We start from the raw sequence: 18,528 nt of genomic DNA on the forward strand, positions 1-18,528 counted from the left end.
GAGACCCCAGTGGCTGCAACAGGCCAATTGCGCGGATCAGGCTCCCCCTCGTTGCCATGATCGACTACCATACCGCGCCGGTTCCCAAACGGGACTAATAGGGAATTCGAAGCGCAGCCCATCGCGCCAATCGAAACTGCCCCCGCAACTGTAGGTGCTGAGCCTGCTCCACATCGCCACTGGGCATTGCCCGGGAAGGCCGGAGCGAGGCGACGACGCATCAGTCAGGAGACCTGCCGGCCCAGCTACATCACTGACCGGCGGGGTGTCCGGGAAGGCCATCCGTGCCCTGCAAAACCTGCAGCGTCCGTGGGTGTATTTCCGAGCCGTACCTCCCCTGTTGTCACGTACGGTTCTCCCGGAGATTGCCCCATGCTGCCACGCGTTACCGCCCTGATCACCGGCCTCGCCTTCTGTGGCCTGGCCCACGCCACACCGACTGCTTACCCGCTGACGGTGCAGAACTGCGGCAGCACCCTCACCTTTCAGCAAGCGCCCGCGCGCAGCGTGACCATCGGCCAGGCCGCCACCGAGATGCTCTATGCCTTGGGCGTCGCCGACACCGTGGTTGGCACTTCACTGTGGTTCAACAGCGTATTGCCGCAATTCAAGGCTCAGAACGACAACATCGAGCGCCTGGCCGACAACGAGCCGAGCTTCGAAGCGGTGATCGCCAAGCGCCCGCAACTGGTGGCCGCAGAGCTGGAATGGGTGGTCGGCCCGCAGGGCGTGGTCGGCACCCGCGAGCAATTCCACGAATTGAAAATCCCCACTTACCTGCTGCCCTCCGACTGCGAAGGCAAGGACAACCTCGTCGGCGCCGACGGCACGCGGCTGGAGCCGTTTCGCATCGACACTGTCCTATAAGAGCATCAGCCAACTGGCCGAGATCTTCGACGTACAAGCGCGCGGCCAGCAGTTGAACGACGCACTCAAGGCGCGCCTGGCCAAGTCCGTCGCCACAGCCCAAGGCAAAGGCCTCAAGCAGGCCAGCGCGCTGGTATGGTTCTCCAGCGCCGAAATGGCCAGCGACCCGTACGTGGCTGGTCACAAGGGCATTCCCGAATTCATGCTGCAAACCCTCGGTCTGCGCAACGTCGTACAGTCTGATGAAGAGTGGCCAGCCGTCGGCTGGGAAACCCTCGCCAAGGCCAACCCGACCTTCCTGGTGATCGCCCGCATGGACCGCCGCCGCTACCCGGCCGACGACCATGAAAAGAAACTCGCCTTCCTGCGCAGCGACCCCGTCACGCGCAACATGGACGCGGTGAAAAACAACCGCATCATCATTATTGACGCCCTGGCGCTGCAAGCCAGCATTCGCATGTTCGACGGCCTGGAACAACTGGCCGGCGCCATCGACGGCTACGACCTGCACAAATGATCCGCTCCCTACTCGCCCTGACACTGCTGTTGCTCGCCGTACTCGCCGGCGTGGCCATCGGCGAAACCGCCATCGAGCCGCAGGTGGTGTTGCAAGTACTCGCCAATAAACTGCTGGCCGCCGGCTACGTGCTGGACCCGATCGACGAAGGCGTGGTGTGGAACTACCGCCTGACCCGCACCCTGGTCGCCGCCGCGTGCGGTGCGGGGTTGGCCACCTGCGGGGTGATCTTGCAATCGTTGCTGCGTAACCCGCTGGCCGACCCTTACTTGCTGGGCATCAGCGCCGGCGCCTCGACCGGCGCGGTCTTGGTGGCACTGATCGGCGTGGGCGGCGGGCTGATTTCACTCTCTGCAGGTGCCTTTGTCGGGGCGATGGCGGCGTTTGCACTGGTGATTTTGCTGGCGCGCGCCAGCGGTTCTTCCAGCGGCACCGGCCAGATCATCCTCGCGGGCATCGCCGGCTCGCAGCTGTTCAATGCCCTCACCGCGTTCCTGATCACCAAGTCGGCCAGCTCCGAACAGGCGCGCGGCATTCTGTTCTGGCTGCTGGGCAACCTCAGCGGCGTGCGCTGGCCGTCGGTGTGGCTGGCGGTGCCGGTGGCGGTCGCAGGCTTGGCGGTATGCCTGTGGCACCGCCGCGCGCTGGATGCGTTCACTTTCGGCACCGACTCGGCAGCGTCGCTGGGCATTCCAGTGCGCCGCGTGCAGTTTGTACTGGTGGGCTGCGCGGCGCTGGTGACGGCGGTGATGGTGTCGCTGGTCGGCTCTATCGGCTTTGTCGGGCTGGTGATCCCCCACGCCGTACGCCTGCTGGTCGGCACCGGGCATTCGCGGTTGCTGCCGGCCAGCGCCTTGGGCGGCGCGTTGTTTTTGATTGCCGCCGATGTGCTGTCGCGCACCTTGATCAAGGGCCAGGTGATTCCGGTCGGCGTGGTCACGGCATTGGTCGGCGCGCCGGTGTTTGCGTTGATCCTGATCGGCCGGAGGAATGCGCGATGACGGTACTCAGTTGCACGGGCCTGGGTTTTAAGGTGCGCGACGCCGAGTTACTGCGTGATGTTCACCTGGACGTGGCCTTAGGCGAAACCCTCGGCATCGTCGGCCCAAACGGCTCCGGCAAATCCACCCTGCTCAAACTGCTGGCCGGGTTACGCACGCCTGCCAGCGGTGAAGTGCGCCTGGGCGGCCAACGCCTGGGCGACCTGTCCCGGCGCGCCATTGCACGACAGCTGGCGGTGGTGGAACAACAGGCCGACACCGACGACGCCATCCGCGTGTTCGACGCCGTGGCGTTGGGCCGCACGCCCTGGCTGTCGGCGCTGAGCCCGTGGGCCGGCGCAGACGACGCCATCGTCAACCAGGCCCTGCATGACGTGGACGCCACCCACCTGAGCCACCGCGCCTGGCGCAGCCTCTCCGGCGGCGAACGCCAACGCGTGCACATCGCCCGCGCCCTGGCGCAACGCCCGCAGATTCTGCTGCTGGATGAGCCGACCAATCACTTGGATATCCAGCATCAACTGGCGATCTTGAAAGGCGTGCAGGCGCTGCCGGTGACCACCCTGATTGCGCTGCATGACCTGAACCAGGCGCTCACGTGTGATCGGCTGGCGGTGCTGGATCGCGGGCAGTTGGTGGCACTGGGCAAGCCGTTGGAAGTGCTGACGCCGCAGCGTTTGCAAGACACGTTTGGCGTGCAGGCGCATTACCTGACAGACCCGTTTGATGGGGCGCAGATCTTGCGGCTGCGCTCGAACTGATGAGCTAACAGCGGACCTCACACAAAGCTCCCACATCAGGTCTTCGGCGCTATAGATACCGATGCATATGCGTCGTCTGCCACACCGGATCGGCTTCGACATCGACAATCTCAAACCCCTGCCGCAGCCAAAAATCAATCGCCCCAGGAAGAAACGGATGGGTATGCAGGTAAACCACCTCCACTCCATCCGCCCGCGCCTTGGCCTCCAGTGCGCGGTATAACTCGCCTGCCAGACCAGAACGGCGAAACGCTGGAAGTACGAACAGGCGCACCACCTCCACCGTCTTGAGGCCTTGGTAATCCAACTGCGGAAAACGGCCGTCGTAGGGCAAGTAGCCAATGGCTGCGACGATCTGGCCCTCGGCGCGAGCGATCAGGAACTGGCCGTCGCCTTGAAGGTAGGTCGCTTCAAACCGTGCCAGGTCGTCCGGCATTCCCGTGGCGCTGAGCTTGGGGAAAAGCTCGGCGCGGGCCTCCAGCACGAAGGCCAGCACCGCAGTACTGTCCGCGGCAGTGACTGCCTGGAGGACGGGCCGTTGGTTCATAAAACCTTGATCTGGGTGATCCCCACCACCTCTGCCTGCTCCAGAATCTCCTCGGGCGTCGCATCCGCAGGCGGCAGGATCAGTCCATTCTCCGCATCGCCAAAATGCAATTGCAACACATGCATCGCCGCCTCATGCAATGGCAGTTCAGGCTGTTTGAGTTCAAACACGTGGGTGCGGGGCTCGTCGTTGAACAGGTAGTTCAGGGTGTATTCGCGCATGGTGGCATCCTTGTGAGGGGAGAGAAGCAGCTGCTTATCCTGACTTATTGATCAGGTTTTAAGTTCAACCACTTCACAATCGTAGGCACGCCCTGCTGTAGACCAGCACACTATTCGCCAGCGCCACCGGAAAATGAATAAACCCATGGGCAGCTTCCGGCAGCAAGTGCGCCTCAACCTGCGCCACCGCCCCCCACCGCTCTGCCAGCAACAGCGTGTCATCCTTCAGCGGGTCCAGCTCGCCGACAAACATCAACGCCGGCGGCAACCCCGTAAAGTCGCCATACAACGGTGACACCGGCGGCTGCCGCCTTTGCTCATCACTCAACCCCGGCGTGAGCATACGCAAGGCCTCGACCATCCCCGGGCCATCCAGTAATAACGTGTCCGGCCCGGCTGCGCGTACGCTCGGCGTGCCGGTCAAATCATAAACCCCGTAATACAACACCGCCCCGCTCACCCGCGCGAGCAACTGCGGCCATTGCTTGAGCGCCAGTAACGTCGCCGCCGCCAGATGGCCGCCCGCTGATTCACCAACAATGATCACCGGCAGGTCGGCAAACTCAGGACAGTCGCCCAACAGCCAGCGAGCGGCGGCCAAGCAGTCTTCCATCAACCCCTCGACCGGCGTATCGACCGCCAGCCGATAATCCACCGACACCACCGCCACGCCGCACGCCTGCACCATGCCCAGGTTCAGGTCATCGTCCATCTGCGCATTGCCGATCACCCAGCCACCGCCGTGGATATCCAGCACCACGCCTTTGGGTTTACCCGCCGGCCGCAGGATGCGCACGGGTACCGAGCCCACCAGATGGGTTTGCGCCGCCGGGGCCTTCTTGAGCGTTTGACTGACGCGCAGCAGCGCCTGGATCACACGCGGCGTGATGCGGTTGCGGATTTTAAAGCGCGGCAACCAGGCGAGCTTTTTATTAAAGCCGCGCATCTCGGCCAGCTCCGGCTCGCTGGCAGGCCAGGGGGTGTGCGCCATCAGCGGTTATTGCGAAGAATCGAGAAATTCAACGCCGCCGCCACACTCAGCCACGCCAGGTAGGGGAACAGGATCAGCCCGGTGATCACGTCCAAACGCAACGCCATCACCACCAGCGCCGCCACCACCAGCCACAGCAGCACTATCACCACCATCGCGGCGAAGATGCGATGCGCGCCGAAAAACACCGGCGTCCACAGCGTATTCAACGCAATCTGCGCGGCCCACAAGCCCAAAGCCAGTTGGCTGCCGGGGATCATGGTCAAGCGGTAACCGGCCCAGGCGAGCAGCAGATAGATGACCGTCCAGGCCACCGGGAACAGCCAGTTAGGCGGTGTGAAGCTGGGTTTGACCAGGGCTTCGTACCACTGGCCGGGTTTGAAAATGATGCCGGTGCTGGCGGCAGCGCCGCAGGCGATGAGGAAAATAAGCAAGATCATGAGCTGTCCTTGGCTGGTGTCAGCGGTCAGGGTTCATTTCAGGATAAGACGCCTGGGGAGTGGGTAAAAGTTCACACAGAATCAGGCGCCACAATCTTCAGCCACGGCCAGCGCGCCTCGCCGCAGGCGATGAGGAAAATAAGCAAGATCATGAGCTGTCCTTGGCTGGTGTCAGCGGTCAGGGTTCATTTCAGGATAAGACGCCTGGGGAGTGGGTAAAAGTTCACACAGAATCAGGCGCCACAATCTTCAGCCACGGCCAGCGCGCCTGATAACTCCTGGCCTTGGCCGCAAACAACTCCGGCTCGCGGTGATGAGGATTAATCCGCAGCACACCCTGCGCCACATCCTCCAACCCATACGGCGCATACACTTCACCCGTTTCAATCTCCAGCCCGATGCACGTGCCCGCCACCAAGTAGCGATCAACGCCTTGTTTAGCCGTGTGCAACTGCGGATAAGGCCGACCAAAGCGCTCGCCGTACCAAAGGTGCACCCGCGCCTGGTTCTTGACCTCGACGTTGACGCCCAAATCCTGAAACAACTGCTCGGCCGAGCGGATGACTCTGTCCTCAGCCTCGTAGGACAGGTCCGTATCGAAGTAGAAAACGTCGTAGTCCTTTACGCCTTGGGCGACAGGAAGGTTCGACTGATGATTCCACACCGCCTGGAACAGGCAGCCGGCCGTGAGCATGCACTGGTCAACGCCGAGGGCGGGCAGGCGCGCTGTGATTTCGGCGTTGATGGGGTTGACCATGGCCAGTTCAAGCAGGGTTTTGACGGTCAATGTCATGAGCGTTCCTGTGTATTCAGCGCCGTTAGAACCTCCGACGCTACACCACGTGTGGAGTGGGTTTCGTTACTGCAATGTTTCTATACACGCTGAGCGGTAAGCGCCTTGCCCGGTTGCCTACGCTTACGTCAGAATCCGCCGGCTTGTGCGCTTGGGTGGTGGTCTCTAAGGTTGGCCGGTCGCTGAATTTCTCGGCGATCGGGTTTAGTAGCCCGAGCCCCCTCACCAAAAGTGCATGAGCTTCATCAGTAGGACTTATTTGTCTGTACTTGATGGTGGCTGTGCGCAGGGCGCCCTCGTGGCGCGCCGGGTCACGGATGCGCTGGAGTGGCCGTCTCAAGGCTGATCGGGTTTAGTAGCGATGGGGTTGTAGCCCAAGCAAGGAACTTAACGACGGTTAACGTCACACAGGATTCAACCACCCTCTTCACCGTCGTCCCCGACGCCAGCCCAACAGCTACGAAACCTTCACCTGCGTCAGCACACTACTGCTCGACCTGTCCGAAGACCTGTGCGGCAAACACCGCGCCATCGCACTGGCTATCCACCCACTGAGCGAACTGGGCGTACTGCTCACGGCCAGACTTCTGGACCACGAAGCGCCCTGCCCTGGCTGATTATCAGCCCTTCAACGCACCCGCCCAATTTTGCTTTTTGGAGAGCTGTGTGAGCGCCAGCGCGCTGATGGCGCTGCCTTCAATTAGCGCCAGGGTAGTGATCCACGTACTGAATGGTGAAGTCGGGGTAGTGATCGACGATCTGGATCTTGTAGTCCGGGTAGTGATCGACCATTTTCCATTTGCCGGCTGAGTCAGGGTAATGATCTACCCGCTGTACCTTGAGGTCAGGGTAGTGGTCAACAACCTTAACCTTGTAGTCGGGATAGTGATCGACGAACTGGATGTTGCCGTAAATTTTCGACACATCGACACCCGAAGCCGCCGAAGCGCAGAAGGTGCAGGTCAGCAGCAGTGACGCCAGAGAAACTTTAAACATGACAGCCTCATCCTGAGAAATCAAAGGTGCCCAGTCTAACGACCTGCGCGCAAATTGCACCGCAAAACGCCCTATCTAGCTAATGCTCAACCCTTCAACTCACCCGCCCGATTACTCGCCGCGTCGTCGTAAGCCACATACAGCGACTCAGCGATCTGGCTTTTGATGGCCTTAGTGGATTCCAGCCCCAACACAAAACCTTCGGCTTTGCCGCCTGCGCGGTTGAGTTCTTCATGGGTGGAGGCGCCGGTGATGGCGTCGAGGAGCTTGGCCGCGTGAGGGCCTACGCCTTTGGGGAGGGAGATTTGGTCGATGGACATCAGCGATACCTTTGAGAAGAGAGGTCGGTAGTGCGTGGAACCACTACCGGGCCCCCATGGTAGACCGGTATGCACATCGACGGGCTGTTTTCAGCTCAACGCCTCAGTTGCTTATCAAACAGACAGCGCCACATCGACGGTTAAAAAGCCCTGCCCGCACAAGATGCAGGGCCAGGGCCAAAGTGGGTCAAGCGATTAGAAGGCGGGTAAATGCCCTTTCCTGCCTTGAGGGCGAAGATCAATTGGAAGGCGGGCGTGGAAAGGCAGAGCAGGAACAGGGCGCGGGAAGCGGTTTTCATTGTTGTTATCTTCCTTGAATTTGGTGGCGCATCATTACCTAAAATCCTATCGGCGGCTGATAAGCTGGCAAAATCGACCAATCAGACGTTCATGTCGATCAGTCCGCTAGTCCCTCTCATGCTCGGCCAGCCGGCATGAATGTCCCGCAAGTGGGGCAGTCAACGCCGTCGCTCGCCATTTGCATAACCCCCTCGCCGAACGTTGGGCAAACCTGCGCCGCCATCTCGCATGGAGATCCGAGAATGAGCTCGCCCCCCATAACCGGGAGCCATTTCTCGCAGCAACGCGGCTCGCGATGAAACGGCAACTGCCACTAGCGCAGCGCATGCTCACAATTAGCGCGCCCTAGCTCACCCCCCTACAAAATACCTGTACAGAAATAGCGCTACGCATTTTTACAGCGTTCGCAGGATTCTATCGGCCCCAAGATGGCCTTGGGCTGTATCGCCGCCAAACAGTCGTCAGCCCGATAGCCAGGCCTCTATTTCTGGCGCTTGCCAGAAATCGGAGGTTACTGACCGTTCATCGGGATTGAGTGATGTCATAAAGACATCGCATCAATATAGTTGTACAAGACTTGTACAAGAATAAATGCTTGTACAAGTTTCGGCTAGCCAGGATATAACGTCGCTACTCGTTGCTGTCGAACAAAGAATACCTGCGCAGGATGCGGACCAAGGGCGAATACATACCCTTGCAGGTGTCCCTAAATTGTTCCTCCCATTACGCAGGTACACCATGCCATCGCACACTCCCCGGCTCTCTACACGGACCACTCTCTATGCCGGCTATGCCAGCCTGCTCGCGTTTATGTTGCTGATCGCCGCTATCTCGCTGTACGCCCTGGCTAACAGCAATAAGGACTTTTCTCGCTACGTTAATGGCATTGATGCACGCACCCGCCTGGCCAACACACTAAACGACGCCGCCGCCCAGCGCGCGATTGCCCTGCGTAACATCGCCTTGAACAGCAATGTCACCGCGAGAGGACAGCAGCGGGGTGCGATTGCCGTCAACGAACAAATGGTGGCCAGCAGCCTCGCCGCGCTACGCCAGGCAATTGATAGCCATGATGATTTGTCGCCCAAAGCACGTGAACTGTTCTCAACCATCGAGCAGGTCGAGAGCCGCTACGAACCAGTAGCGCACACCATTGCCGAACACCTGTTCAAGGGTGAAAACGACGAGGCCCTGCGCATGGTCAGCGAGCAGTGCACACCATTACTGGCCGAGCTGACCCAGGCAATTGGCGAATACCTGCGCTACACCAACCAGAAGGCAGACCTGCAGGTCAGCGAAAATGACGCGCACTATCTATCACAACGCAACCTGCTGCTCGCCATTACTGCGCTAGCCGTCTTACTAGCAGCGGTACTGGGCTACCTCATCAGCCGCAACCTGCTGCGCGCGCTGGGTGCCGAACCGAGTGAGCTCAACCAGCTCGCCCAACGGGTTGCCCAGGGCGATCTGCGCGTTAGCGAGCGCACGATTGAGCCACCACAAGCCAGCATCATGGCCGCCCTGCTGAGCATGCAGGAGAACCTGCGGGACATGACCAAGGGCATAAACCTGTCCTCACAGACCGTGGCCGATTCCAGCCAGGAGCTTAGCCAATCGAGCCTGAGAAACGCCGAAAGCGTGGCCATGGCACAGTGCGAGGTCGAGCAGATCGTCACCGCCGTTCACCAAATGGCCGCCACCGTGCAGGATGTCGCGCGCAATGCCGAATCCGCCGCCAGTGCCGCCAGCGAGGCCGATAGCGCGGCCCTGCACAGCCAGCAGAAGGCCAAAGATGCCGTCAACATGATCGGCGAGCTGGCCGAGACAATCGAACAGTCCAACATGGCCATGGTCCGGTTGAAGGATGAAACCGGCAATATCGGCGGCGTACTTGAAGTGATCAAGTCGGTGGCCGACCAGACCAACCTGCTGGCCCTCAATGCAGCCATCGAAGCTGCCCGTGCTGGCGAGGCCGGACGCGGCTTCGCGGTGGTAGCCGACGAGGTGCGCAGCCTGGCAAAGCGTACCCAGAAGGCCACCTCAGAGATTGAGGGACTGATCGCCAGTCTGCAGAAAATTGCCGACGAGACCTCGCAGCATATGCAACGCTGCAAGCGCTCCAGTGCGCAGTCGGTGTCCGGCGTTTCCGAGGCCGGTGACGCGGTAAGCACGATCGTCACCATGATCGAGCGGATCAACGGCATGAACCACCAAATCGCCGCTGCCGCCGAGCAGCAGAGTACCGTTGCCGAGCAGATCAGCCGGGGCATCGTGACCGTCAGCGAAAGCGCCGAGCAATCCGCTGCAGCCTTCCGCAGCGCTCAGCAGGAAAGCGAAGGGCTGGCACGCACCAGCGTGACATTGCGAGAGAACATTTCGCGCTTTCAGCTCTAGGGGCTGTTGCCGTTTCATCGCGAGCCGCGTTGCTGCGAGAAATGGCCCCCGGTTAGGCGCAGGACGCAGGTAATGGTCCGAGTCCTGCAAAAAACATCAGGGGCTATTTCCTTCGCAACCCTATGGCCTGACCCCAATTTTGCAATACCTGCCATTTTTGAGTGTCTGCTTTTGGCCGAATGCTGCCCCTCATGACAGGCAGCAATCGACCCATTGCAGCCCTTCGCATCCGGCAGAGGTCGGCCAAAAGTAATGCTAGTCAGCATCAATGAAATAGAGTCTACCGTATGGCGAAAGTGTTGGAGACAAGCCTTCCACCCTCTCCCATCGACACGTTTCAAACCACTCCTGCGCCACCACATCGCCGTTGCGATCCGTCGCAATGGTTGTATAAGGTGAAGCCGAGCCAGCTTCAGGGAAGTACGGCCCATCCTGATAAAACACGCTGTCAGGCTTGCCACACCCCCCGCACCGCCGCATCAGCAATACCCGCCACTCGCCAGGAGCCCTGCAATGGATTTAAAGTTCAGCCACGTCGACGTCTTGGTCGAGAACCTCGAAGAGGTGTGCGCCTACTACGCAAAGATTCTCAACGCCAAAATTTCCAAAACCCAGGTCTGGGATCGCGGCGGCCTGCAGGTACGTTTTGCGATTGCACTGATGGGCCAGGAGCGTTTCATGCTGGTTCAGCCATTGACGGGCAACTTGCGCGAGCTGTTGGACGCACACGGCGAAGGGATGATCTACCGGCATTGCTACACCACACCGGACATCGAAACAGCCTACGCCGAATTGATCGCCACCGGGGTGCAACCGGAGGATGAAAACGGCAAGCCGTTGACCCTTGAGGACCTGCGGTCGCCGGATGGGAAACGCATCATCTGGTTGCCCAAGCGCTTCGGGTATTTCTCTATCGAGATTCTGGAGGAGAAGGCGTTGGAGGCGTTTATCGAAGACGCATTCGCCTGAAACGGCGTTGCATTGAGCGCCGACATGGGGATTACTGTAAGCCGCGGCCTGTTCCGAGATAGCCCGCCATGTTTGAACTCGCCTCCCTCCTCACCTACCTCGCCGTGGTGATCGGTCTGTTCCTGATCCCCGGCCCTCGGTATTGCTGGTACTCACTCGCACGCTGCAAGGCGAGCGTAAGGTCGGCATCGCCACCGGGTTGGGGGGTGGCAACAGGCGACCTGATTCATACGCTGTGCGCGGCACTGGGTTTGTCGGCGATCTTGATGACCTCGGCGGCGGCGTTTAACGCAGTGAAGTGGGTGGGCGCGTCGTACCTGATTTATTTAGGCGTGCGGGCGTTTATGGCCAAAACCGGCACACACGCGCGGCTTGAACTGCCTGCGGTCACGCCACGCCAGGCGTTCTTCCAGGCTGCGTCGCTGGGAAGGTAAAATCATCGGCACGCTGTTTATGGGGCTGGGGCTGAAAGTGGCGTTTCAACAGCGATAGGACGGCACGATGAAGTTTCATGGTTTCGCACTCGGGCATATAGAAGTTGAGGTCGAGGGTCGGGCATGCGACCTGCACAATTTTTATGTTGCCCGCGCCATCCATTACGAGCTATCGTCTGACGCGAAAATAAACCTCAACGTCGTGGACAGCGGGAGCTTGATGTTCTGGAAGAACGTCGTCACTGGCGAATGGGCGCTTTACTATGACTTTTATTAAAAACACCCAAGAAACAGATGATTAAGCGCTAACTTATTGGAACCCCTTAATGCCTTCCCCAAAACGCGACATCGCCCGCCTCGAACGCCGCCTGGTCGCCACACTCACCGAAGCCTGTGAAACCGCCAAAGCCGAAATTCCAGGCTTCGACTGGCTGACCCACACCGTCGACTACGCCGCCTTCCCCCAAAGCCTGCGGGTGACCTGGGTGTTCGATACCCGCGCCAATCAGGACCACGCCCTGGCAACTGGCGCCGACCAACGCATGCGTGAGCTGACTGCGGCGGCGCTGCACGAGGCCGAGGTGACGGCGGTGAACATTGATCGCTGCGTGCGCTTCGACTCCGAGCAAGCATGCAGCGCCCAGCATGGCGGCGATTGGCGCCGACGCCTCGGTTGAGGGACGCGACGCTGTTCAACTGTGGGAGCTGGCTTGCTTTCGTGGCGAGCGGGCTTGCCGTGTTTTCCTAGAAGCCGCCCCCCATCTACTGGATAATGCCGCCTCGCCTTTCTCCGATAAGGACATCCCCCGTAATGAAGTTGCCCGCCCTCCTCCTGGCTGCGGCGTGCGACCAGGGCGACTATAAGACCTCCCGCGTGTTTATCGAGGACCTGGGCGTGGCGCTGACGCTGGAGTTGACGTCGAGCGAATCGCATTATGTGAATGAGATAACGGCGTTAGAGGTGGTGCGCTAGTCGGTTAGTCAGCACTGGCGCCCCCCTTGTGGCGAGCAGGAGGGGACGCCTGCGCTTTTATTTGGCGAACGCGTACTCGCCGCCCTGCTCCACCGCCTTGCGATAAGCCGGCCGCGCCTGGAAGCGTTGCACCCATGCGGCAAGGTTCGGGTAGGCCTGCAACTTGCCTTGGGCCTTGGCGATTTCGCCGATGAAGCTCAGCTGGATATCCGCACCGCTGAGTTCGTCACCCATCAGGTACGGCGTATCCGCCAGCACATCGTTCAGGTAGCCCAGGTAGTTAGCCACTTCCGATTCGATACGCGGATGCAACGGCGCGCCCGCTTCACCGAGGCGCCCGACGTAGAGGTTGAGCATCAGCGGCAGCATGGCCGAGCCTTCGGCGAAGTGCAGCCATTGCACGTATTTGTCGTAGGTGGCCGTGGCCGGATCGGGTTGCAGGCGGCCTTGGCCGTGACGGCGGATCAGGTAGTCGATGATTGCGGCGGATTCGATCAGCACCAGCGCGCCGTCTTCGATCACCGGGGATTTGCCCAGTGGGTTGATGGCCTTGAGTTCAGGCGGAGCAAGGTTGGTTTTCGGGTCGCGCTGGTAGCGCTTGATCTCGTAAGGCAGGCCGAGTTCTTCGAGCAGCCATAGGATGCGTTGCGAACGCGAGTTGTTGAGGTGGTGGACGGTGATCATAAGGGCTCCGCTGTACACGAGTGGGTATTAAGGTAAGAGACTACGCTGTCGCGCTGGAGTGCCATGGATTAATTCGCAACCATCGCCCACAGCGACGCGCCAGCCGTCTTTGAATGCCCGCTCGCCCCAAGGAAGTATGAGCAGTTCAACTGAGAAAATGGATCAGCCCAGCCGAAAACGCGCAGTGTTTTCGCTCAATGCCCGGCTGCCTTTGCTCAACGTATCCGCCGCCTGGTTCACCGCGCGCGCGCCGTCGAGCAAGCGCCCTGCGGCCTGATCGACCTGCTGGATATTGCCGCTGACCTCATCCGCCGTCGTCGCCTGTTCCTCCACCGCCGCCGCAATCTGCGCCAGGGTGTCGGTGACGTTTTGCACCGCGCCGGCAATCTCGCCCAGGCGTGTGCCCAGGCCGGTGACGGACTCGGCATCGGTCAGCGCCTGGTCACACGCGGCGCCCATCAGCGTGACCGCCTGGCTGACCGTCGCACGCAGGCTGTCCACCGTGCTGGCGATTTGCGCCGTGGAGGCCTGGGTGCGTTGCGACAGGCTGCGCACTTCGTCCGCGACCACAGCAAACCCACGGCCCTGCTCGCCTGCGCGGGCGGCTTCGATGGCGGCGTTGAGCGCCAGCAGGTTGGTCTGTTCGGCAATGCCGCGAATGGTGTCGACCACCGACTGAATCTGCTGCCCTTGCTGGCTCACTTGCTCCAGGGCATTGGCGGTGTCGGTCAGGCGCTGGTTGAGTTGCTGAATACTCGCCGTGGTGCGCTGGCTGTCACGGCTGCTGTCTTCGGCGATGCGCCGGGTTTGCTGCGCACTGCCCGAGGCCTGCTCACAGCTTTTGGCGACGCCCATCGAAGTGGCGGCCAGTTGCGTGGCGGCGGCGGCAATCTGGCTGATTTGGTATTGCTGGTCTTCGACTTCGGTCAGGGTGCTGCCCGATTGCGCGTTGAGGGTGTGCACCGCCGAGCCGAGCTGCTGGGTCTCGTGGTTAACGCCCAACAAGCTGGTGCGCAACTGCACCACGGCGACGTTGAGTGCCGTGCTGATCGCCGCGAGCTCATCGCGGCCTTCCACCGCCACTTCGACGCACAGGTTGCCGTCGCGCAGGGACTCGGCAAGCGTGGTGATGCCACTGGCACTGCGGCGGATCGAGGCTTGCAGGCAGATGAACAAGTACAGTGCAGCGAGCGCCAGCAGGCTGAACGTCGCCACCACCGGAATAAACTGTTTAAGTGAGCGGTCGCGGTAATAACTCAAGCGCTCGTCCAGCGAATGCAGCGACTGGCTGCGCAACGCGCCCAATGCACCGAGGATGCTGTCGACACTGCGATCAAACGCTGTGGTGTCGAGCTTGATGGTGCCGCCAAATACGCCGTCGTCCAGGGTTTTGAGTTCACTGTCGAGCAATTGCAGGCTGGTGTCGTATTGCGCCGCCCACGGTTCAATTCCGGGGTACTGCTTGGCTTTGAGCGAAGCGGCGGCCTTGACCAACTGCTCCCGCGCATCGCCGATACGGCCGCGCAGGTCGCGCATCTGCAAACGACTTTGCAAAGTGAACTGGCCCGACGCAATCGACGACTGCCCAACGCTGGCCGTGCGGCCGATGCGCTCGATCAGGTCCGGCGTGTGCTGGGTGGAGATCTGCATCAACAAGTAGGTTTCCAGCCACGGGTCGAGGATCAGCCCAGCGTCCTGGGTGATCTGCTCGCGCAGGGTTTGCATGGCGGTCAAGGCGGCGGTGAAGCGGTCGTAACCGTCCGGCCACCAACCCACCGTGCGCAGTGACTGGGTGTCCATGCCCTTGACCGTCGCCTGCAATGCTTCAAAACGCGCCAAGGTGTCGGCGCTGGCGTTCTGGGTCTTGAGCGCATCGCCCAGGGCTTGCAGGCTGTGCACGATGATTGGGCTGCCGGCATCGACCTTGTCCATCGCCGCTTGGGCCGCAGCGGTTGGGGTGTGCAGGATATCCAGCGCTTTCCAGCGCGCCGCCTGGTTGCGCTGCGCCGTCAATTGGCCATCCAGCGTGTCCAGGGCCAGCAGTTGGTGAACGCCGGACTGCTCGCTGGAAATCACCGCTAATTTGTCGCGATAGTCCTGGCCGATCAGCCATAGGCTCCCGGCCAGGGGCAGCATAAACAGGAAAAACAGGATCTGGAACTTGCGCGCAAAACCGAAACGGCCAAGCAGGCGGATACCCGGTGATAAAAGACTGTGCATGGCCGACCCACTCCCCCAAACAACCTGGATATGACTAGAAGCAAAATGCCATGTCATTGATTGGGAAGGCACTAGCAAGATACGGGCCGTTGGTACCGGGCCGCGAAATAGGCGGCTTGGCGACTTGAAAGCGCAGTGGCATGCGCGAAAATGGGGCAAAAGCACTCAGTGCGTAGAGTACTTCAAGCGGACAATGGGGTGTGGTTGGTGGCGTCGGTGCCGGCGAACTATTTGACGAGCATGTACTGACTGAAATTATTAATGTGATCATCCAGATTATCCTCAAGCATCATCCGGTACTGGTCACAGAAATACTTCAGCATCGCTTCCCGCGCATCGGCCATTTCGGCGCCGGACTTGAAGTTGCGCGCACTGGCCCAGGCGTTAAAGCGCGTGGTGCCGAACATCATCGAGGCGCTGACCTCGCCGAGGTTTTCACAGGTCTTGAGCTGCTCGTTCGACAGTTCGATGTGTGCATCCGCACGGTCGTAGAAGGCTTGGTCGGTGGCTTCGGCCATGGTGGGGTTCCTGGGTGATCGAATAATGGCGGCTATTGGAGCATATCCGGCCGCCGTAGAGGAGACGCCCCCGGGTGGAGGCGCCTTGAACATCAAGCCAGTGCGAGCACCACCCGCTCAAGCCCGATGCCGAACCCCGCGCCTTCTCGGTAAGCGCCGCCGCCAACCACTTGCTGCTGCGCACCTAACGCGGGGCAACGCACCTCGAAGCCATTGCCCTCCAGGTAGTAACTCAGCCCGCGTTTCACCGCCAGGTTGAGCTCGTAATCGAGCCCCAGCGTGTCCAGAAAACCGCTGCACAGCGCCTGGCTGCGCTGCAACGCCGACACCGGGTCAGGGCTGAGAATCTCGACCCCCAACTGGGTGAATTCACGATAACGACCGGCTTGCGGCCGCTCATACCGGTAACACCGCGCCACGTAGAAAAACATCGCCTCCTCTCGCCCGCCCAGTAACTGCGCGTTGCGCTCCTGGAACAGCGCAGTGGCTTCCGGGATCAGGCAGCAGGGTCGGCCCGCCTTGTCATCAAAGGCCCACATCTGCCCGATGATTTCACTGCCGCCGGCTTTTTCGATAAACGTATCCTGGCCCCACAGGGCCGGCACGATGGCTTCTTCAGCGCCCGCTTCGATGAAGATAGCTCCGAAAACGGCCCTCTATCTCACGCATCGCTGCGGCTTCTTTACCCGTCACTATTTGGGTTCCACGTAGCATAGTCATGTGTTGTATCTCCATTATTTACAGGCAATAAAAAAGGCGCCGTGGGCGCCTTAGGTGATGGTTCATTGAGTGATCAGAGGTTCTGGTCAATCAGTGAGCGCAAGCAACCGCGGCACCTTGGGCAAGGTCCGTGGTGGTGGTGGCGGTTGCTTTGCGAAAATTGAGTCATGGGCGATCCTTGCACAGTCAGACGAAGCATCAAGCCCAATCCACCGCGCCTGCTGTTCAATCTCTTGCACCTTCGCCTGCGGCACTGCCTGGCGCGCCTGCTCGAAGCTGGCCAGGGTCTTGTGCTTCTGACGCAGCATGCGTTGCCATTTGGCCAGGAACACCGGGCTGCGCGCCTGCATTTGCAGCGGGCCGAAGTACAGTTCCTCATCGGTGTAGGTCACAGGCGTAGCACGCTCGGCGACGATGATTTCGTAATAGAAGCGATTCTCCTGCAGCAGCTCTTCAAGCAGGATGCGGTAGCCGTTTTCCATTAACCATTGGCGCAGCGGTTGCTCGCCGCCGTTGGGTTGCAGGACCAGGCGTTCCTGGCCGCTCAGGTGCGCTTTGCCGCTGTCGAGGATGTCGCGGATGGTCTCGCCGCCCATACCGCAGAGGCTGATCGCGGTGATCCCATCACAAGGCTTGATCGCCGCCAGCCCATCCGCCAGGCGCACGCTGATGTGCTGCTCCAGGCCGTTGTCACGCACGGTGCGTTCGGCCGCGTGAAAGGGCGTGGTCGCCACCTCCCCCGCCACCGCCGCAGCGATCACGCCACGGCGCATCAATGCCACGGGTAGGTAGCCGTGGTCCGAGCCGATATCGGCCAGGCGCGCATCGGCCGGCACATGCGCCGCCACACGCTCCAGGCGCATGGACAATGTGTGTTCGTTCACCGTTTGTTCCTTATCAGCACAACATTACTCACCCGAAAAACGATCCCGGCTGTTGGTCAGGTGCAACACCATGGCCGCCCGTGCGGCGTCCGGGTCCTGGCGTTTGATCGCATTGAAGATCGCCTCATGCTCCAGGTTCGCCAATTGCCCCAGCTTGGCGAAGTCCGCGCCGCCGCGTTCGGCGCCTTTGACCTGGGTGCGCGGGATCATCGCACTGCCCAGGTGCAGCATGATTTCGGTAAAGAAGGTATTACCGGTGGCCTCGGCGATCAGCTGATGAAAGCGCTGGTCTTCTTCCACGCAGCTGTCGTTGTTGGCCAGCGAAGCTTGGTAGTCGTCCAGCGCTTCGCGCATGCGCACCAGTTGCCCATCAGACCTGCGCAAGGCGGCCAGCGCCACGGCTTGCACTTCCAGGCCCAGGCGCAGCTCGAGCATGTTGCGCACGCTGGCGACCGTGTCCACATGCAAGCGCAAGCCTTGCTGGGCGTGTTGCGCCAGCACAAAGGTGCCGATGCCGTGGCGCGTCTCGACCAAACCTGACGCCTGCAACTTGGAGATGGCTTCGCGCACCACCGTCCGGCTCACGCCGTGCTCAAGCACGATGGTGGATTCGGACGGCAGTTTTTCACCGGGTTTGAGCTGGCCGAGCAGGATGCGCTGGGTCAGCGTATCGACTACGCCTTGGGCCAGGTTGTTGGAACGTCGACGGACAAGGGTTCCGTTTTCAATGGGCATCGCGAGGGTCCACGGGGTTGGGCTGGAGGGAGCTTAACACCGCGCTTGGCGGCGACGTTGGGTTGATTGAAAAAACGCTCTACTTGTATGACAACCAATCTGATCAACCCATCACCCACTGCATGCCGCGATCGCTCTGGCGGGGATATTCAGGTTCCATCAACATGCCTTAAACATCAACAAACCCAAGCAAACACTGAGTAAATAACCAAAATAGCTATTCAACCATCGTGCTTATAAGAA

20 protein-coding genes, 5 pseudogenes and 1 riboswitch are annotated in these 18,528 nt (G+C 60.7%); of the genes and pseudogenes, 11 read left to right on the forward strand and 14 right to left on the reverse strand.

The genetic code is table 11. The features are described from left to right. Positions 1–61: 61 nt before the first annotated feature. Positions 62–255: riboswitch (cobalamin riboswitch) on the forward strand. Between the two features lie 117 nt (positions 256–372). The 3 genes and pseudogenes from GJU48_RS15675 (at position 373) to GJU48_RS15685 (ending at position 3,146) form a co-directional block, all read left to right on the forward strand. Further along, a pseudogene (locus GJU48_RS15675) lies at positions 373–1,384 on the forward strand (ABC transporter substrate-binding protein). Beyond that, positions 1,381–2,385 carry a FecCD family ABC transporter permease gene (locus GJU48_RS15680; RefSeq protein ID WP_094952141.1) on the forward strand — a complete coding sequence of 335 codons (1,005 nt, stop codon included), beginning with the start codon at positions 1,381–1,383 and terminating at the stop codon, positions 2,383–2,385. The pseudogene GJU48_RS15675 and the gene GJU48_RS15680 overlap by 4 nt, the downstream one beginning before the upstream one ends. Further along, a complete protein-coding gene (locus GJU48_RS15685) occupies positions 2,382–3,146 on the forward strand; it encodes an ABC transporter ATP-binding protein (RefSeq protein WP_094952140.1) in 765 nt (254 codons plus the stop codon). The genes GJU48_RS15680 and GJU48_RS15685 overlap by 4 nt, the downstream gene beginning before the upstream one ends. 49 nt (positions 3,147–3,195) lie before the next feature. Here the strand turns inward: GJU48_RS15685 and GJU48_RS15690 are convergent, their stop codons facing one another. The 5 genes from GJU48_RS15690 to GJU48_RS15710 form a co-directional block, all read right to left on the reverse strand. Next, positions 3,196–3,693, reverse strand: a complete 498-nt coding sequence (locus tag GJU48_RS15690) for a GNAT family N-acetyltransferase (RefSeq protein ID WP_094952139.1) — start codon at positions 3,691–3,693, stop codon at positions 3,196–3,198. Next, positions 3,690–3,914: a hypothetical protein gene (locus tag GJU48_RS15695; RefSeq protein WP_094952138.1), complete on the reverse strand. Its 225-nt coding sequence runs from the start codon at positions 3,912–3,914 to the stop codon at positions 3,690–3,692. Before GJU48_RS15695 ends, GJU48_RS15690 begins: the two co-directional genes overlap by 4 nt. Positions 3,915–3,987: 73 nt before the next feature. After that, a complete protein-coding gene (locus tag GJU48_RS15700) occupies positions 3,988–4,905 on the reverse strand; it encodes an alpha/beta hydrolase (RefSeq protein ID WP_155296035.1) in 918 nt (305 codons plus the stop codon). Beyond that, the gene (gene tspO / locus GJU48_RS15705; RefSeq protein ID WP_094952134.1) at positions 4,905–5,345 is read right to left on the reverse strand and encodes a tryptophan-rich sensory protein TspO; all 441 of its coding nucleotides are present in this window, start codon (positions 5,343–5,345) and stop codon (positions 4,905–4,907) included. The genes GJU48_RS15700 and tspO overlap by 1 nt, the downstream gene beginning before the upstream one ends. A gap of 223 nt (positions 5,346–5,568) precedes the next feature. Then, positions 5,569–6,138: a nucleotidyltransferase family protein gene (locus tag GJU48_RS15710; protein WP_094952133.1), complete on the reverse strand. Its 570-nt coding sequence runs from the start codon at positions 6,136–6,138 to the stop codon at positions 5,569–5,571. Between the two features lie 345 nt (positions 6,139–6,483). Between GJU48_RS15710 and GJU48_RS25330 the strand changes: the two are divergent. Then, a pseudogene (locus tag GJU48_RS25330) lies at positions 6,484–6,755 on the forward strand (DUF6124 family protein). 79 nt (positions 6,756–6,834) lie between these two features. On the opposite strand, the gene GJU48_RS15715 reads toward GJU48_RS25330, so the two are convergent. Together GJU48_RS15715 and GJU48_RS15720 are read right to left on the reverse strand one after the other, a co-directional pair. Beyond that, positions 6,835–7,134, reverse strand: a complete 300-nt coding sequence (locus tag GJU48_RS15715) for a hypothetical protein (protein WP_094952132.1) — start codon at positions 7,132–7,134, stop codon at positions 6,835–6,837. A gap of 86 nt (positions 7,135–7,220) precedes the next feature. Beyond that, entirely contained in the window at positions 7,221–7,454 is a 234-nt protein-coding gene (locus GJU48_RS15720) for a hypothetical protein (protein WP_034136025.1), read from the reverse strand. Between the two features lie 210 nt (positions 7,455–7,664). On the opposite strand from GJU48_RS15720, the gene GJU48_RS15725 reads away from it, so the two are divergent. The 3 genes and pseudogenes from GJU48_RS15725 to GJU48_RS25905 all read left to right on the forward strand — a co-directional run bounded on the left by GJU48_RS15725 (position 7,665) and on the right by GJU48_RS25905 (position 10,148). After that, complete coding sequence (locus GJU48_RS15725; RefSeq protein ID WP_155296036.1) at positions 7,665–7,892, forward strand: hypothetical protein; 228 nt, start codon at positions 7,665–7,667, stop codon at positions 7,890–7,892. 600 nt (positions 7,893–8,492) lie between these two features. Beyond that, a pseudogene (locus GJU48_RS25900) lies at positions 8,493–9,056 on the forward strand (MCP four helix bundle domain-containing protein); the annotation flags it as partial. Positions 9,057–9,443: 387 nt separating this feature from the next. Continuing rightward, positions 9,444–10,148 carry a methyl-accepting chemotaxis protein gene (locus tag GJU48_RS25905; protein ID WP_408003437.1) on the forward strand — a complete coding sequence of 235 codons (705 nt, stop codon included), beginning with the start codon at positions 9,444–9,446 and terminating at the stop codon, positions 10,146–10,148. Between the two features lie 255 nt (positions 10,149–10,403). Here the strand turns inward: GJU48_RS25905 and GJU48_RS25750 are convergent. Then, positions 10,404–10,650, reverse strand: a pseudogene (locus GJU48_RS25750) (BPL-N domain-containing protein); the annotation flags it as partial. Positions 10,651–10,661: 11 nt separating this feature from the next. On the opposite strand from GJU48_RS25750, the gene GJU48_RS15735 reads away from it, so the two are divergent. The 4 genes from GJU48_RS15735 to GJU48_RS15750 all read left to right on the forward strand — a co-directional run bounded on the left by GJU48_RS15735 (position 10,662) and on the right by GJU48_RS15750 (position 12,524). Continuing rightward, the gene (locus tag GJU48_RS15735; protein ID WP_094952130.1) at positions 10,662–11,117 is read left to right on the forward strand and encodes a VOC family protein; all 456 of its coding nucleotides are present in this window, start codon (positions 10,662–10,664) and stop codon (positions 11,115–11,117) included. A gap of 68 nt (positions 11,118–11,185) precedes the next feature. Next, positions 11,186–11,551, forward strand: a complete 366-nt coding sequence (locus tag GJU48_RS15740) for a LysE family translocator (protein ID WP_094952129.1) — start codon at positions 11,186–11,188, stop codon at positions 11,549–11,551. Between the two features lie 326 nt (positions 11,552–11,877). Further along, positions 11,878–12,228 (forward strand): hypothetical protein, encoded by a 351-nt coding sequence (locus GJU48_RS15745; RefSeq protein ID WP_094952126.1) that lies wholly within the window; start codon positions 11,878–11,880, stop codon positions 12,226–12,228. Between the two features lie 134 nt (positions 12,229–12,362). Then, on the forward strand, positions 12,363–12,524 hold the full coding sequence (locus tag GJU48_RS15750; RefSeq protein ID WP_155296037.1) for a hypothetical protein: 162 nt from the start codon (positions 12,363–12,365) through the stop codon (positions 12,522–12,524). A gap of 57 nt (positions 12,525–12,581) precedes the next feature. Here GJU48_RS15750 and GJU48_RS15755 read toward each other — a convergent pair whose 3' ends face one another. The 6 genes and pseudogenes from GJU48_RS15755 to GJU48_RS15780 form a co-directional block, all read right to left on the reverse strand. Beyond that, positions 12,582–13,208 carry a glutathione S-transferase family protein gene (locus tag GJU48_RS15755; protein ID WP_094952124.1) on the reverse strand — a complete coding sequence of 209 codons (627 nt, stop codon included), beginning with the start codon at positions 13,206–13,208 and terminating at the stop codon, positions 12,582–12,584. A gap of 162 nt (positions 13,209–13,370) precedes the next feature. Beyond that, entirely contained in the window at positions 13,371–15,428 is a 2,058-nt protein-coding gene (locus GJU48_RS15760; protein ID WP_094953268.1) for a methyl-accepting chemotaxis protein, read from the reverse strand. A 227-nt stretch (positions 15,429–15,655) separates the two neighbouring features. After that, complete coding sequence (locus GJU48_RS15765; RefSeq protein ID WP_094953264.1) at positions 15,656–15,946, reverse strand: DUF3144 domain-containing protein; 291 nt, start codon at positions 15,944–15,946, stop codon at positions 15,656–15,658. Positions 15,947–16,038: 92 nt separating this feature from the next. Next, positions 16,039–16,584, reverse strand: a complete 546-nt coding sequence (locus GJU48_RS15770; protein ID WP_094953262.1) for an ATP phosphoribosyltransferase regulatory subunit — start codon at positions 16,582–16,584, stop codon at positions 16,039–16,041. Positions 16,585–16,872: 288 nt separating this feature from the next. Continuing rightward, a pseudogene (locus GJU48_RS15775) lies at positions 16,873–17,550 on the reverse strand (tRNA (adenine(22)-N(1))-methyltransferase); the annotation flags it as partial. A gap of 24 nt (positions 17,551–17,574) precedes the next feature. Continuing rightward, positions 17,575–18,285, reverse strand: a complete 711-nt coding sequence (locus GJU48_RS15780) for a FadR/GntR family transcriptional regulator (protein ID WP_094953257.1) — start codon at positions 18,283–18,285, stop codon at positions 17,575–17,577. Positions 18,286–18,528: the final 243 nt, after the last annotated feature.

The sequence above is a fragment of the Pseudomonas sp. IB20 genome (genome assembly GCF_009707325.1).
In the GTDB taxonomy this organism is placed as follows: Bacteria; Pseudomonadota; Gammaproteobacteria; order Pseudomonadales; family Pseudomonadaceae; genus Aquipseudomonas.

Bases quoted from the DNA above. Each gene is read 5' to 3' on its own strand.
- GJU48_RS15680 (WP_094952141.1), top strand. From the start codon at position 1,381: ATGATCCGCTCCCTACTCGCCCTGACACTGCTGTTGCTCGCCGTACTC.
- GJU48_RS15685 (WP_094952140.1), top strand. From the start codon at position 2,382: ATGACGGTACTCAGTTGCACGGGCCTGGGTTTTAAGGTGCGCGACGCC.
- GJU48_RS15690 (WP_094952139.1), bottom strand. From the start codon at position 3,693: ATGAACCAACGGCCCGTCCTCCAGGCAGTCACTGCCGCGGACAGTACT.
- GJU48_RS15695 (WP_094952138.1), bottom strand. From the start codon at position 3,914: ATGCGCGAATACACCCTGAACTACCTGTTCAACGACGAGCCCCGCACC.
- GJU48_RS15700 (WP_155296035.1), bottom strand. From the start codon at position 4,905: ATGGCGCACACCCCCTGGCCTGCCAGCGAGCCGGAGCTGGCCGAGATG.
- tspO (WP_094952134.1), bottom strand. From the start codon at position 5,345: ATGATCTTGCTTATTTTCCTCATCGCCTGCGGCGCTGCCGCCAGCACC.
- GJU48_RS15710 (WP_094952133.1), bottom strand. From the start codon at position 6,138: ATGACATTGACCGTCAAAACCCTGCTTGAACTGGCCATGGTCAACCCC.
- GJU48_RS15715 (WP_094952132.1), bottom strand. From the start codon at position 7,134: ATGTTTAAAGTTTCTCTGGCGTCACTGCTGCTGACCTGCACCTTCTGC.
- GJU48_RS15720 (WP_034136025.1), bottom strand. From the start codon at position 7,454: ATGTCCATCGACCAAATCTCCCTCCCCAAAGGCGTAGGCCCTCACGCG.
- GJU48_RS15725 (WP_155296036.1), top strand. From the start codon at position 7,665: ATGCCCTTTCCTGCCTTGAGGGCGAAGATCAATTGGAAGGCGGGCGTG.
- GJU48_RS25905 (WP_408003437.1), top strand. From the start codon at position 9,444: ATGGCCGCCACCGTGCAGGATGTCGCGCGCAATGCCGAATCCGCCGCC.
- GJU48_RS15735 (WP_094952130.1), top strand. From the start codon at position 10,662: ATGGATTTAAAGTTCAGCCACGTCGACGTCTTGGTCGAGAACCTCGAA.
- GJU48_RS15740 (WP_094952129.1), top strand. From the start codon at position 11,186: ATGTTTGAACTCGCCTCCCTCCTCACCTACCTCGCCGTGGTGATCGGT.
- GJU48_RS15745 (WP_094952126.1), top strand. From the start codon at position 11,878: ATGCCTTCCCCAAAACGCGACATCGCCCGCCTCGAACGCCGCCTGGTC.
- GJU48_RS15750 (WP_155296037.1), top strand. From the start codon at position 12,363: ATGAAGTTGCCCGCCCTCCTCCTGGCTGCGGCGTGCGACCAGGGCGAC.
- GJU48_RS15755 (WP_094952124.1), bottom strand. From the start codon at position 13,208: ATGATCACCGTCCACCACCTCAACAACTCGCGTTCGCAACGCATCCTA.
- GJU48_RS15760 (WP_094953268.1), bottom strand. From the start codon at position 15,428: ATGCACAGTCTTTTATCACCGGGTATCCGCCTGCTTGGCCGTTTCGGT.
- GJU48_RS15765 (WP_094953264.1), bottom strand. From the start codon at position 15,946: ATGGCCGAAGCCACCGACCAAGCCTTCTACGACCGTGCGGATGCACAC.
- GJU48_RS15780 (WP_094953257.1), bottom strand. From the start codon at position 18,285: ATGCCCATTGAAAACGGAACCCTTGTCCGTCGACGTTCCAACAACCTG.